Annotated in this window: 15 protein-coding genes; 11 read left to right on the forward strand and 4 right to left on the reverse strand. The window is 32.4% G+C overall.

Features of this window, described 5'->3' with window-relative positions:
- Window positions 1-119: 119 nt before the first annotated feature.
- Complete coding sequence (locus ACR65M_RS24535) at window positions 120-689, reverse strand: hypothetical protein (protein WP_440274654.1); 570 nt, start codon at window positions 687-689, stop codon at window positions 120-122.
- Between the two features lie 226 nt (window positions 690-915).
- Here ACR65M_RS24535 and ACR65M_RS24540 point away from each other — a divergent pair, with 226 nt between their 5' ends.
- The 3 genes from ACR65M_RS24540 to ACR65M_RS24550 all read left to right on the forward strand — a co-directional run bounded on the left by ACR65M_RS24540 (window position 916) and on the right by ACR65M_RS24550 (window position 2089).
- A complete protein-coding gene (locus ACR65M_RS24540; protein WP_440274655.1) occupies window positions 916-1074 on the forward strand; it encodes a hypothetical protein in 159 nt (52 codons plus the stop codon).
- A gap of 76 nt (window positions 1075-1150) precedes the next feature.
- On the forward strand, window positions 1151-1372 hold the full coding sequence (locus tag ACR65M_RS24545; protein ID WP_440274656.1) for a hypothetical protein: 222 nt from the start codon (window positions 1151-1153) through the stop codon (window positions 1370-1372).
- 189 nt (window positions 1373-1561) lie between these two features.
- Window positions 1562-2089, forward strand: a complete 528-nt coding sequence (locus ACR65M_RS24550) for a hypothetical protein (protein WP_440274657.1) — start codon at window positions 1562-1564, stop codon at window positions 2087-2089.
- Window positions 2090-2155: 66 nt separating this feature from the next.
- Here the strand turns inward: ACR65M_RS24550 and ACR65M_RS24555 are convergent, their stop codons facing one another.
- Window positions 2156-2911, reverse strand: a complete 756-nt coding sequence (locus ACR65M_RS24555) for a DUF4367 domain-containing protein (protein ID WP_440274658.1) — start codon at window positions 2909-2911, stop codon at window positions 2156-2158.
- The gene (locus tag ACR65M_RS24560) at window positions 2908-3477 is read right to left on the reverse strand and encodes an RNA polymerase sigma factor (RefSeq protein ID WP_440274659.1); all 570 of its coding nucleotides are present in this window, start codon (window positions 3475-3477) and stop codon (window positions 2908-2910) included. The genes ACR65M_RS24555 and ACR65M_RS24560 overlap by 4 nt, the downstream gene beginning before the upstream one ends.
- Before the next feature lie 259 nt (window positions 3478-3736).
- Between ACR65M_RS24560 and ACR65M_RS24565 the strand changes: the two genes are divergently transcribed.
- The 7 genes from ACR65M_RS24565 to ACR65M_RS24595 all read left to right on the forward strand — a co-directional run bounded on the left by ACR65M_RS24565 (window position 3737) and on the right by ACR65M_RS24595 (window position 9165).
- Entirely contained in the window at window positions 3737-4735 is a 999-nt protein-coding gene (locus ACR65M_RS24565) for a hypothetical protein (protein ID WP_440274660.1), read from the forward strand.
- A gap of 88 nt (window positions 4736-4823) precedes the next feature.
- Complete coding sequence (locus ACR65M_RS24570; RefSeq protein ID WP_440274661.1) at window positions 4824-5528, forward strand: hypothetical protein; 705 nt, start codon at window positions 4824-4826, stop codon at window positions 5526-5528.
- A 128-nt stretch (window positions 5529-5656) separates the two neighbouring features.
- The gene (locus tag ACR65M_RS24575) at window positions 5657-6190 is read left to right on the forward strand and encodes a hypothetical protein (protein WP_440274662.1); all 534 of its coding nucleotides are present in this window, start codon (window positions 5657-5659) and stop codon (window positions 6188-6190) included.
- A gap of 398 nt (window positions 6191-6588) precedes the next feature.
- The gene (locus tag ACR65M_RS24580; protein WP_440274663.1) at window positions 6589-6750 is read left to right on the forward strand and encodes a hypothetical protein; all 162 of its coding nucleotides are present in this window, start codon (window positions 6589-6591) and stop codon (window positions 6748-6750) included.
- Between the two features lie 155 nt (window positions 6751-6905).
- Complete coding sequence (locus ACR65M_RS24585; RefSeq protein ID WP_440274664.1) at window positions 6906-7100, forward strand: hypothetical protein; 195 nt, start codon at window positions 6906-6908, stop codon at window positions 7098-7100.
- A 359-nt stretch (window positions 7101-7459) separates the two neighbouring features.
- Complete coding sequence (locus ACR65M_RS24590; RefSeq protein WP_440274665.1) at window positions 7460-7720, forward strand: hypothetical protein; 261 nt, start codon at window positions 7460-7462, stop codon at window positions 7718-7720.
- A gap of 725 nt (window positions 7721-8445) precedes the next feature.
- Window positions 8446-9165 carry a response regulator gene (locus ACR65M_RS24595; protein WP_440274666.1) on the forward strand — a complete coding sequence of 240 codons (720 nt, stop codon included), beginning with the start codon at window positions 8446-8448 and terminating at the stop codon, window positions 9163-9165.
- Here the strand turns inward: ACR65M_RS24595 and ACR65M_RS24600 are convergent.
- A complete protein-coding gene (locus tag ACR65M_RS24600) occupies window positions 9146-9322 on the reverse strand; it encodes an anti-repressor SinI family protein (protein WP_440274667.1) in 177 nt (58 codons plus the stop codon). The genes ACR65M_RS24595 and ACR65M_RS24600 overlap by 20 nt on opposite strands.
- Before the next feature lie 207 nt (window positions 9323-9529).
- On the opposite strand from ACR65M_RS24600, the gene ACR65M_RS24605 reads away from it, so the two are divergent.
- Entirely contained in the window at window positions 9530-12286 is a 2757-nt protein-coding gene (locus ACR65M_RS24605) for an ATP-binding protein (RefSeq protein ID WP_440274668.1), read from the forward strand.
- Window positions 12287-12346: the final 60 nt, after the last annotated feature.

The raw sequence follows: 12346 nt of genomic DNA on the forward strand, positions 1-12346 counted from the left end.
CTCCATAAAATGAAAATACCACAGCTTAAATGACTGTGGTAGACCCAAATTTTTATACTTTCTTATCTTTTAAAAAAAGGCAACGGTTTAAACCGCTGCCTTTTTTCGTTTATGTAAGGTTAATTTAATTCAATTTCTGTTACCTCTAAATTGATCTCGTCCAATTTAGCATAAAAGTAGAGTTTAATAGCATTGAAATATCCATTTTCGGGTAGTTTTAGGATATATCCATCTCTGAAAAATATCTCATATTCATTTTTTACTCCTGCTTCTTCATTTTTATAATAATTGATTTTTTCTATTTCATCCCATTTATAAGTGTGGCTTTGGAGATTGAAAAGGGGAGTGTGCGAGATAGAATTATTAGAAAATGAAGTATTTGCTTGAGAAGCTACAAAAAATGGAGCAACACTTAGAATAATACAAAGAACACCTAATGTAATAGAGACTTTCCTATTGTACAATAAAAACAGAATCAGCATAGATAAAACCAATAGTAGATAACCTACTCCGTATAAATAAAGGGCACTTTTAGGTACAAAGATATGCCATATCTCAGGTTTATAATGCACAATTTCTGCAACAGTCTGTGGAACAAATAGAAGAGATAAAGGCGAAAATATAGCGAAACATATTCCAATTACCAGATATATAATCCTGTTTTCATATCCATAAGTTATATTTTTCATATACTTCCACCTCCAAAAGTAATCCTGTTATCTAAATTTACGATTAAAGCGCAAAAAAAGTTTCAAAAAAATAATATTTTCTGTAAAATAAGAAAATATACCAGATTTGTTCTAGGGCGAGAATTGTTTAACTGTTATCCCAAGCTGTTAAGATACGTTAACTTCTTTCTCTTTGTTTTTGTTGCTTATAAAATTAAAACCACATCCCTTAGAAGAGGATGGTTTGTTGGAGAAGGCAGAACGTGAAGCTAAATTGACTATGTTTTATTCAAAGTTTGGTTTCGAGAAAACTGGTAATGTACTAAATATCAAAGTATTTTGTATTGTTAGCCTAGTGTCCAGTGTTGTCGGTTCGATTCCGTATGGCTTGTTGGTTGTAATGTAATGGTTTTACTGGCAATTACTCTGGAGATGGTTAGCATGGAAATAACAGAAACAATAATACACTAAATGGTTTTTCAATGGTAATTACAGCTATATTAATCAATATCGCAAGCAACATGCTACAAGTGGTGGCTCCAGGACTGGGCCAAGATTGTGAAGAGGGTATTGTACCCTCTTTTTTAATTATTTGTTTTATCGCGTTAAATAGTAATTTAACGGATAATTTTAAATATGTCGTCATGATTATGCATAATATGGTGTTTCGTGAACTTTGGGCAAAGTGGACTAATCGTGATTAGGTAAGATAGAAGATTCAAAGTTGTATTTTGTTTACCTCGGATCTACGGGCGGGGTTTGCTAAAATTAGGGATAATTTGTGGGTGTTCTTTTAAATAAGATTTTATAATAAAAAATTCATAGTTCTATGGAACGCTTTTAGACTTTTAAACGACTAAAGTATATTACTATATAAAGGAGTAAATAGAACTATGAAAAAATTGTTGTATTTGTTAACATTAATTTTTGTTTTTTCTATTGTCTCTCTATTGAATTTTGATAGAGTACATGCCGGAGAAGGGGTTCTAGATATGGAAACTAACCCTCCAAATATTGCCCATATGGAAAAGGCACCACCTAGTAGTGAACCATTAGTTCTTAAAGATGGTACAGAAGGAGAAATAAGCATACAAGCAACAGATTATATTAAATCAGCACAGGTGTCTATTTATAACAACGGGAGTTCACTTAAAATTTCTGGAAATACCGATAGTTATACAAATGCTGATAAAATTACAACAACATTGTATTTGCAAGTGTGGGACTCTTCAAAATCTAGATGGGTAGATTATAGTAGCGGCAAAGAATTTGTAAAGTATAATACCAATTCTTTGTATAATTTCGTAGAATATATTGCCCCAAAGGGATATTATTATCGAACCAGAGGAGTGCATAAGGTAACAATGGGTAGTAGAACAGAAACATTTACTAGTGTTTCAAGCTCTATTTATTACTTTTAATATAGAAAACTATTATAAAAAAAGCTAACTTCAATAGTTCTAGTAGACTATTAAAGTTAGCTTTTATTATTTCATTGATTCTCCTATCGATATTAACTCATCTCCAGGTAGACTCCCGTTAATTATTATTTTGGTCTTAGCTTGATTAAAGATTAGTCTGCTTGTATTATCCTTAAATGTTAATAAAGAGGCTTTTTCTCCATTAATCGAAATAGTTTCGACGTTAGTATCTTCATTATCAATTATTAATGTATTACCTATGTCCTCAGCTCCTGCGATTTGTTGGATCGTCAGTTGGTTACTGTAATTTAAAATAATATCATTACTAGTTTCACTATTTCCGTAAACCACTGTGACATCTAAAAGTTCGTAGCCTTCAGGCAAAAAGGTTGGGAGTAATATGTGGAATTCGGCTACTTGTTGTGCTTTAGGTAAACTCATTATCTCTTCTTTAGTTAAAGTACCTATTTCATGTAAAGAATCAGCAGAAGGGAGTGGTAGATTATTTGACTCGCCAGTACTAATTGAATCCTCTATTTGGGTTATAGTACCTTTAACGCTTTGGAAATATTTAGTTAACCAACCGAAGGCATTTCCTTGTCTATTCTCAAATGTTAAGGTTCCAAAAATAAATACTAATAATATGGACGCAGCAAATATGCCTGGTTTATAAACCGCTTTTTTCTTTTTATTTTCTGTTAATTCCTGTTGAATTATTAACCATGTTTCCTCCTTGGAAGAAGGGGGAAAAGGCGCATTACTATATTCAGATTTCATTGTATCTTTAATTTCATCAGGCTTAAGAGAATCGTGGTTTTTCATAATACTTCACCATCCATATGCTGGGTAAAATTTTTACCAATTAAAATATCTCTCAACTCTTTTTTAGCACGAAATATTCTAGATTTCACAGTTCCTTCTTTAAGATTAAGCAACACCGCTATTTCTTTATCCTTTAATTCATGAATGTATTTCAATAGCAGGATCTCTCTATGCTCTATACTAATCTCAGAAAGAACTTCACCTACTTCTTTTATCATAAGTTTTATTTCAACTTCAATCTCAACGGGATTTGAATGATTATTTTTATCCTTTTCCAAATAGACGTCTTCTGTAGGGATTCCGTTCCATACTTTTTGTTTGCGAATTAAGTCAATAGCTGTCCTGGATGCAATCGTAGATAACCAAGCACCCATTTTTGATCTATCTCTTAAATTATCTAGATCTCTAAATGCTTTAACAAAAGTATCTTGAACAACATCCTGAGCCAAATGTTTATCCCTCGTAATAAAGTAAGCATCGTGGTAAACACGATCATAAAATAAATCATAAATTAGGCGGTATTCATCTTCTGAAGGTTTCCTCTTGCCGAAAAGCTTTTTAAACATGCAACCATACCTTCCTTACTATATATTCGTAAAAAACAATGGGAAAATGGGTATATTTTACTTTTATATTATCATACTTCCAATTTATTAAAGTTAAAAGCAACCTTTTTTCAATATTTTACAAATAATAGGGAACTATTTTCTTAGTACCTTCGTCCATATTACGTAATTAAAAACGAAATTTTCCGTTTGATCAAGTTGGAATGTATGTCTAAATAGGGTATTTATTCAATTAATAAAACATAGGAGGTCAGATTTATTGAACTCTATTAAAAAAAGAATCTTATTAGTAATATTATTTGTGACAATCATCTCTATATTTCTTGTTTTCCTTTTCGATAAAAACGACCACATATCTATAAGTACAATTGAGAATATAAGTTCAAAAGATATAGAAAGCGAAAAAGAAAAACGGGTTGATCAAATAGATTTATATGAAACATACTATTCAATTAACTCTAAAACGATATTAAAAACATTGTCCAATGGGGAAGTAATTAAGATAGAAGAGAGTCTTGCTAATACGGATTTTTCGAAAATAATAAATGAAAAAAATTTAAGACTGAGTTTATATGATGTGTGGTTATATACTGAAACAATTAAGCTGATGGGCAAGGACTTAGAATATAAGGACCAAATTTTATATTACTTAGAATCACTCTCAAGTGACAAAGGATTTTATCGTTCCTCAACTACAGAAGGTTTAGGGCTTGAACATTCGAATTACTTGCTAGCAACAAAAATGGCCATTGAGATATACATATCATATGGAGAACCAATACCAAATGCAATCGAAACAAAGAAGTGGTTGAAAAATCTATGTACAGAACTTGCAAATCAAGAAGACAAAGATTTTATATCTTTAGGTGATTATTTAGTAATGATTAAAAACATTAGTGAAAATAATAACGAACTAAATATTAGCGCAGAACAAGAATATAAAGATTTAACCGAATATTTTTTTGAAAATTTATTAGTCCGTGAAGTGAAGAATATCCAAGAATTTAATACTTTAATAGATATAAGTAAAGCATTTGACATTAACTTAACAGGTTTAGATGCGAAGTTTGAAACCTACATGATATCTGTTCAATTAGCAGATGGTTCTTTCCCAATATATGGCCAACAAGGAGAACACTCAGACATTCTAACTACTTATTTATTTATAAAAACTAGCAACGAATTAGGTATAACTATTCCTAACTTTGAAAAACTCAATGTTTATTTGTCTAATAAGATTATTAGAATAGGAACATAATTTCGGTATCAAAAGTATTTGATATAAATAAAAAATGGAGGTCTTAGAAATGAAAATTAAAAAGTATCTTGTAGCTTTAACAGTTTTGTTGTCGGTATGTTTAGTCCCTAGTTTTGTGTCCGCAGCAGAAGATGATTACGAAGTTAAGGATTCAAAAGTGATAACAGTTAAGGATGAAACAGTCAAATTAGAAACATGGGTTGATTCAAATGGTGAAGAATTTTACGTAGTACCTCATGACGTAAAGAATAAAAGGGAAGTAGCAGAACATATTGACATGCTTTTGACTACAGAAAGTGATTCAGATTCACTTGGCGATCAATCTAATGTTATTACACCACAAGCAGAATGGGATAGAGTACGCTGGTATAGAAATATAGAAAATAGAGACAGTTTAGGATATGTTACATGGTCAACAAGCGGATACAGTGAATATGCATATTTAAGACCTATTACAGCTAATTTAATGCGCGTAAATGATGGGAATATGGAAGTATTGTATGTTGGATCTGGGCTGCCAGATAAGATTATTAGCAGCTATGATTATACATTTAGTGGTCTCGAAATGGGAATATCTTATTCACCTTCTTTAGTAAGATTTAGTAATAAGGTTTCTTGGACATCTTCACCAATAACTGGAACATATATTGTTAAACATAAAACCCACTGGGCGGAAGTTACTAGTAGAACATCATTTCCAACAGTTACTATAAATGCAGCGCCAGACGTATATAAAGGAAGTTATATCTATAGACCTAGAGTAAACTCAAAAGTTGTCTTCAATGGGTCTTAAACTAGAAAAATAATAAAACGAATGGGAAGAATTGTGAAATTCTTCCTATTTTAATTAATATAATCATTTAAGCTTTACGCATAAATATTGAGGAAGTATCATGTAACTATATTCATTATTAAAGGAGGATGGCTGCGATTAGGAAATTATTATCTATTATTCTTTCAGTTTTTATTCTTTCTGCTTGTACATATACCTCAAACGAAAAATATAGTTCTTTAACTGATAAACAAAAAGAAGAAGTAATTCAAAAATACAGTTTTGATATAACAGCGACTAAAGACATTGAGGGAATTATGACCGTTATGATGTTCAAGAAAAATAATGGTATTCAAGGCTACTACTATGGCTCTAGTAATAAGAAGGGGGAAATTACCTCTCAGGTTTTTGAATTTGGAAAAAGTGAAACACCTGTAATTATAGGTGGGGTAGCCACCGGTTTGCCTTTCGTTACGATATCTATAAATGATGAGCGGATAATACAAGCTGCTGATCATGTTATTATTGATTGGGAAGATGGATATTCTCAGGAGGAAAAATTGAATGGCCAGTCTCACTATATAATTCCTTATAATAAAGAGAAAGTTGAGACAGAAATACTATATGAAAACATTACTATTTTTGATAATGAAAACAATGGATTATTTAACTCAGAAGAATAATCAGGGTTACTATTTTGAAAATCTCTCATACTGTTTAGTTACTGGGGATTAAAAATATGGTGGTGTGTCATGAGAAAATATATAATCCTAATTGTCTCTATCTTCTAACATTACTTTCTATCTTCTCAATTTATAAGGCAAATAGCCCAATAGACAAGTAGGACCGATAGGAAACGGGGAAATGTCAGCATTAAATTGGGTTTTGATTTTATTACCGTTAATATTAGGACTTTTGTTTTTAGTGCAGGCCATCTATTTATTTAGTAAAAAAGAATGAGCGGTAAAAAATAGTTTTGATTAGACTGTTAGCTATAAGCTACAGTCTTTTTTTATTTGGTCTAAAAATTACCTTTTGATTTTTCACCCTTTTTGGGTTTGATTCAGAACATCTAGAACTAATGGTAATTAGAGATAAGGATTTCCAATTCAGTAATTACACATATTCTTTTAAACCAAAAGACGTTGTTACATATGAACTATATGCTGAAACGGATAAAGAGCTTCAAAAAATAAAAGTAGCATTCTTATCAAGTGAAAAGGAAAAGGATAAAAAGAGATAATGAAGAACAAAAAAGAAAATTAGGTTGATTGCATCTTGGCACAGAAAAATATTAAACAATCAATAAAATATCCAAAACTTTGTATGTAAGACATAAATTGGATATATTATATGATATAATTATATAAATTATTAATATTTTGTACTGTTAGCCTAGTGTCCAGTGTCGTCGGTTCAATTCCGTACGGCTTGATGATTGCAATTGTAATAGTTTTAGCAATTACTCTGGAGGTGGTTGGCATGAAAACAACAGAAAGTAATGCACTAAGAGGTTTTTCAACGGTAACGGCAGCTATACTAATCAATGTCGCAAGCAACATGCTACAAGTGCTGGCTCCAGCACTTGGCTAACAGTACAAGATTGGGAAGAGGGTTAGTACACCCTCGTTTTTTATATTAGGTGTATGGTTTTTATGGACAGCCATCTATTTATTTAGTAAAAAATAAGAAGCAATAAAACAATCGTATTTTAAGACTGTTAGCTATTAGCTACGGTCTTTTTTAAAAAATCGGAATCAAGACTATCGCTGTATCTACCCTTTTTGTGGTGTTATCCGGTTTAAAAATCTAACGGATGGATTTTTGAATTTCAACCAGTTAAAGATACTATTAAGAAATCTTTGCATATCTTTAATACTAGGTTACTACTATTTTCTCGTTAAAACGTTAGACATTTAGAACTCTACCAAAGGTTCGGAAGGGGGATTGCCATGTTTAATAAAGAGGATGTTTATATAGGCTATTCGATGGAAGAATTATCAAAGGTGAGAGATATATTAGCAAGCAATGGTATTAAGTGTACTTATAGCGTTATCAACAGCTCCGGGAAAATGGTAGGCCGAGGGACTACAAGAGGCAACTTTGGAAGTGCAGGAATGAACCACAATTATGAAAAACAATATGTGGTTTCAGTTAAGAAAAAAGACTTTGAGGAAGCAAAATATATTATTAACAAATTATTGCACCCGTAACCTAATTTATGGTGGTATGTCATGAGAAATTATATGCTCCTAATTTTGTCATATTTCTAATATTACTTTCTATCTTCTCCAATTTATAAGGCAAATAGCCCATAGTAAAAGTAGGACCGATAGGACACGGGGAAATGTCAGCTTTAAATTGGGTTCTGATCTATTTTCCATTAGTATTATGAGTATGGCAGTGGATTGATAAGACAGACGACCCTCTTTTGGTAAAAGTTCTACTAGCAAAGATAATAATTGATGATGCGAATGATCTTATGTAATCGGATATCAGTTTGACCAAGCTGATCCATAATCTATGCAAAGGGAAACAACGGCACCCGCAAGAAGTAATTCATGAGTGTGCCTCAAATTATGTGGATTAACCCCTGAAAAAAATTATAATAAATTGTCTAAATTCACAGAATGATGTAGTATAATTATAGAAATTTCCAATAGATTTACCATTCACAGCAGGAGTACAGAACGCTATTTAAAAGAAACGCCAATAAACAATTTAGAGTGATATCAAGTAATTAAATCCGTTGGATAAATAGGCTTTTGGGCTAACTTAGCTACCTCTAATCCTTATTCACCTATGGTTATTTTAAATCAGAAAAGCTAGATAAGTTAGAAACATCTTTAACGTTTTCAAGTTTAGCATAGCCTTTATATGTAAGTTTGTATAAATTTTTAAAAAGGAAAGTAACGAGGCCATCCGTAGGGGGGATTTTATGAAGGAGGATTTGATTCTAGTTGTCGATGATGATAAGGATATTCAGGAAGTCCTATATCTATTTTTAACAAAAGAAAAATTTAAGGTATTATTGGCGGAAAGTGGAGAAAGTGCTATTTCTCTTGCTGAAGAATATAAAATAGATTTAATTTTACTTGATGTTATGATGCCGGGACTAGACGGATTTGAAACCTGTCAGGTCATACGTAAAAAGACGAATGTTCCAATTTTATTTTTGAGTGCGAAAGAAGATGATATTGATAAAATCCTTGGCTTACGGATTGGCGGCGATGATTATATTACAAAGCCCTTTAGTCCAAGAGTATTAGTGGCAAAAATAAAAGCACAGTTAAGAAGAGTCAAAGAAATTAGCTATGAGAGTAATAATGAGCAAAAAAAACGGGAGAATCCAATTTTGTATTTCCCCGGTTTAATTATTGATATAGATAGTTGTGTCGTTAAAAAAGATGATAAAGTGATAGCTTTACCTGCTAAAGAATTTCAATTATTGTGTGTTTTAGCTAAAAACGTAAATAGGGTTTACAGTGTCGAACATTTATTTCAGTTAATATGGGGTGAAGACAGCCTTGGAGATAGTAGAACTGTAATGGTTCATGTCAGCAACCTAAGGAAAAAGATTGAGCCGAATCCTGCAAAACCCATATTTATTCAAACAGTACGAGGAATTGGATATAAATTTATGGTCCCTTCTGAATGATCATATTAGGGTTTAACAAAAACTCCCTAATTTCATTTAATGAAATACCCATTTCTTTTGCTTCATAGATTAGGGCTAACCATTCTAAATCCAATTCCATTTCCTTTAAAGTATCATTAAAAGAATGGTGAATAGAATTAGTCGAAGCTTGTTTCATTTTGAACCACCTTCTTAATTTCAATATTCTAATACAATAGTAGACACTCTAGTATAACTTTTATATAAGTTTTCCTAAACTTTTCTTAAAGTTTTCTTAAAATTTTCAATATTACATAATGCCACTATGTAAACGAAAAGTCCGTAATAGGAGACTACTGAAGGGAACCCATTTGAAATCCATTCATTATGTAAGGTAGTGACTTAAATGCTTAAAATAATAGGATATAAAAATATAAATAAAATAAGTTCAGATTCATTTGCTGAATATTTCAAAGGTACTTCCATTGAAGAAAACGAGGAAATCATTATCCAAAAGGTAGTAGGAAGCTCGAATATAGCAAATATGGAACAATTACAGACAGCTTGCGAATTAATCGCTACTATGAATGATCCCAATTTTATTAAGCCTATCCGATTTGTTCAAAGTGGTAATCATGTAATGCCAGTTTATAAAGCATTTGCTGGGATTCCTTATAAAGAGCTAATAAACTCCCAATCTATTTCTATTAAGGATTTTTTCGTTTTGACCATTCAACTATGTGAAATACTAGAAAACATTCATGCTGAAGGTACTTTACAAATTCAGATAAACCCACACAATTTAATGATTGATTTAAGAAATCGAAGACTACTACTTCTTGGTTTATTTCATTCCATCACCCAGGTAAATTCATTACAAACTAAAGAACTCCCCGACGAACCACTTTCCTACATGGCTCCGGAAGTATCAGGAAGAATGAACAGAGAAGTGGATTCCCGTTCTAACCTTTATACTTTAGGGATTATTTTTTACGAGATGTTAACGAACCAATTGCCCTTTAGTTCCAATGACCCCTTAGAATTGATTCATTCTCATTTTACCAAAGTTCCTGAATCGCCTACAGATATTAATACTGAAATCCCTAGCATGCTCTCTTCCATTATCCTAAAGCTACTAGAAAAGTCACCGGATGATCGCTACCAATCGGCAGCCTCCTTAAAAAGAGATCTTAAGCATTGCTGTGAGGAATATGAAAAAAATGAATGGATTGATGATTTTCCGCTAGGGTTAATGGATAATGCCGAAAACTTTTTAAAGCTAGATGAGGTTTACGGAAGAGAGCAAGAGTCTACTTTATTGGATCAGATGTTGCAACATACTTTAAACGGTCACCAGCAAACTGTTTTTATATCAGGCCAATCTGGAAGTGGAAAGACGGCACTTGTTCGTCATTTGAAAAATAGGTCTATGGGAAAGAAGGTCCTGTTTTTAGAAGGAAAGTTTGATCAGCTGCCCAAAAATATTCCATACGCTCCTTTTACACAAGCTTTGAAAACCTGGGTGCGCTTCATTATTTCTAAAGGAGAAACAAATATTTCACTTTGGAACCAAAAAATTTTGGATAGGCATGGCAATGATTCTAGCATTCTATCTACCGTGTTGCCTGAAATAGAATGGATTATTGGAAAGCAAGCAAAGTTGGAAGTTCTTCCATCCATGGAAAGCCGCAGCCGCTTACTAATGGCATTTCATAAATTACTCAATCTAATTACGGAAGAAAGCCCTCTTGTATTATTTATAGATGATATCCAATGGGCTGATGCAGCTTCGATAGAAATGATTGAATATTTAGTTTCTAAAGTTAGCACTCGAAACTTATTTACTATCCTTGCTTTTAGGGATGATCCAGATTTAGCGCAAAATAAGGTTGCAAGTGCAGCCGTTAAAAGAATGCATGATTCAAATAAAGTTCATTCATCCTTAACACTTAAGCTTCTTCAAGAGGAACAAATAAAACAATGGGTATGTGAACAATACAAAGTAGATGATCAGAATGGAGAAGAACTTTCCTCGATGTTTTATAAAATTACGTTGGGGAATCCCTTTTATATCACACAACTTTTCCACAGTGTCCAAAGGGAAAAAATAGTGTCACAGTCCGGCACTATAAAAACCAATTATTTTGAATTAATAAAGGATTTAACAATTAGCGAAGACATTATTAGTTACCTTGTTAAACGAATTAAAAAGCTACCTCAAAGGCTCCAAACAATACTTAAAACAGCCTCCTGCCTCGGACAGGAAATCGATGCAAATAAATTGAATGCGTTACTCCATTCTGAGAAGAAGGCTACTACGTCTTTGATAATTGATTTGTGGCAGGCAGTTAATGAGGGTTTTCTAATTCCTTCATATGCCGGGAAGAAGGATCGAGACGTAGAACAATTCCTGTTCATTCACGATAAGGTTCAGCAGGCTATGTACTACATGCTTACTGAAGATGAAAAACTAGAAATTCATTTAAAAATAGGAAATTATTTAAAAAACGATAAGTCTATCTACTCAGATAGTAAAGTTTTATTCGAGGCTGTATCCCATTTGAATACCAGTACTGTTTTCTTAAACGACAAGGAAAGAAAGGAACTTGCTTCCCTCAATGCTTTAGCGGGCGAGGAAGCAAAAAAGTCTGCTGCCTTTCAGTCAGCCTATCAATACTTTTTTGTAGCCAGAGAACTTTTGGATACGGATTCATGGCAAGAAAACTATGCATTAACCTATCAAATTACAAAAGGATTTGGAGAAACAGCCTATTTAAATAGTCATTTTTCAGAAGCAGAGTCAGCCTTTGATGAGGTTTTGGCAAAGGCACATTCCAAAGAAGAGAAGTTAAATTTATATAACTTTAAAATTACTTTATATACACATTTACATAGGGTAAACGATGCAGTTGATGCTGGAATAAAAGGATTACAACTGTACGATTGGAAAATAAAAAGCAACCCGGGAAAAAAGGACATTGTGAAGGAATTAATTCGTATTCAGGTGGCACTTCGAAACAAGAATCCTTTAAAACTAATAGATTTACCAGTAATGAAGGATGAAACAAAAAAAGGAATCATGCAAACATTAATTAATTTGAACGCTCCTGCTTTTCATGTGGATAAAAACCTTGCCACCAGTTTGATGTTTGGACTAACCTAAAATAGTGAGACAATATAAAACACCTCCAAAATGGCAATACTTGAGATAAGTATTGTGACA

The sequence above is a fragment of the Ferdinandcohnia sp. SAFN-114 genome, from assembly GCF_059415045.1.

What these genes read in the sequence shown, in the direction of transcription:
- ACR65M_RS24535 (WP_440274654.1), bottom strand. Translation starts at nt 689, where the DNA reads ATGAAAAATATAACTTATGGATATGAAAACAGGATTATATATCTGGTA.
- ACR65M_RS24545 (WP_440274656.1), top strand. Translation starts at nt 1,151, where the DNA reads ATGGTAATTACAGCTATATTAATCAATATCGCAAGCAACATGCTACAA.
- ACR65M_RS24550 (WP_440274657.1), top strand. Translation starts at nt 1,562, where the DNA reads ATGAAAAAATTGTTGTATTTGTTAACATTAATTTTTGTTTTTTCTATT.
- ACR65M_RS24555 (WP_440274658.1), bottom strand. Translation starts at nt 2,911, where the DNA reads ATGAAAAACCACGATTCTCTTAAGCCTGATGAAATTAAAGATACAATG.
- ACR65M_RS24560 (WP_440274659.1), bottom strand. Translation starts at nt 3,477, where the DNA reads ATGTTTAAAAAGCTTTTCGGCAAGAGGAAACCTTCAGAAGATGAATAC.
- ACR65M_RS24575 (WP_440274662.1), top strand. Translation starts at nt 5,657, where the DNA reads ATGGCTGCGATTAGGAAATTATTATCTATTATTCTTTCAGTTTTTATT.
- ACR65M_RS24580 (WP_440274663.1), top strand. Translation starts at nt 6,589, where the DNA reads ATGGTAATTAGAGATAAGGATTTCCAATTCAGTAATTACACATATTCT.
- ACR65M_RS24590 (WP_440274665.1), top strand. Translation starts at nt 7,460, where the DNA reads ATGTTTAATAAAGAGGATGTTTATATAGGCTATTCGATGGAAGAATTA.
- ACR65M_RS24595 (WP_440274666.1), top strand. Translation starts at nt 8,446, where the DNA reads ATGAAGGAGGATTTGATTCTAGTTGTCGATGATGATAAGGATATTCAG.
- ACR65M_RS24600 (WP_440274667.1), bottom strand. Translation starts at nt 9,322, where the DNA reads ATGAAACAAGCTTCGACTAATTCTATTCACCATTCTTTTAATGATACT.
- ACR65M_RS24605 (WP_440274668.1), top strand. Translation starts at nt 9,530, where the DNA reads ATGCTTAAAATAATAGGATATAAAAATATAAATAAAATAAGTTCAGAT.